At 69.8% G+C, this 726-nt stretch carries 1 protein-coding gene; it reads left to right on the top strand.

Features of this window, described 5'->3' with window-relative positions; all coding sequences use genetic code 11:
- Positions 1-663, top strand: a 663-nt coding sequence (locus L810_RS43275) for a helix-turn-helix domain-containing protein (RefSeq protein WP_042978468.1), incomplete at its 5' end; no start/stop codon positions are given.
- Positions 664-726 lie beyond the last annotated feature (63 nt).

Genomic DNA, 726 nt, shown 5'->3' with positions numbered 1-726 from the left:
CGCTGCATGGACGCGTTTCCCGAATGCCGCGACGCGCAGGCGTTGCTCGACGATGCGCGGCGCGGGGTCGGCTTCGACGCGGCGACCAGCGCCGCGATCGCGCCGCTGTTCGACGAACTGCTGGCCGCGCGCGGCATGCGCCGCATCGCGCTGTTCATGACGATCCTCGAACGGCTGTGCGGGGCGGCCGAACGCACGCTGCTCGCGAGCCCTGCGTACGACCAGGCCGATGTCACGCCGACGCGGCTCAGCCATGCGCTGTCGTACATCGGCAAGAACCTCGCGTCCGAGCTGCGCGAATCCGATCTCGCGCAACTGACCGGGCAGAGCGTCAGCGCGTTCTCGCGCGCGTTTCATCGACAGACGGGCATGCCGTTCGTCCAGTACGTGAATCGTCTGCGGATCGAATCCGCGTGCCAGCTGCTGCTCGCCGACGACGCGAACATCACCGATATCTGCTTCCAGGCCGGCTTCAACAACGTGTCGAACTTCAACCGCCAGTTCCGCGCGGTGAAGGGGATGGCGCCGTCCGAATTCCGCGCACTGCAGCGCCTGAACGCGCGCAGCCGCGAACTGGCGCTGCACGCGGCACCCACCGGTAATCCGCTGCCGCCGCGCGTCGTGACGCCCGGCGCGCCCGAACTCGCCCCGCAGCCCGGATGATCGCCGGGCCGCCGCCCGCCCGAGTTTTCCACGCCGTTTCACCCAGCCGATCGCGCCGCCCGC

Origin of the sequence: Burkholderia sp. AU4i (assembly GCF_000466765.1) — a bacterium.
In the GTDB taxonomy this organism is placed as follows: domain Bacteria; phylum Pseudomonadota; class Gammaproteobacteria; order Burkholderiales; family Burkholderiaceae; genus Burkholderia; species Burkholderia cepacia.
This window is presented reverse-complemented; position numbering and strand designations above follow the sequence as displayed.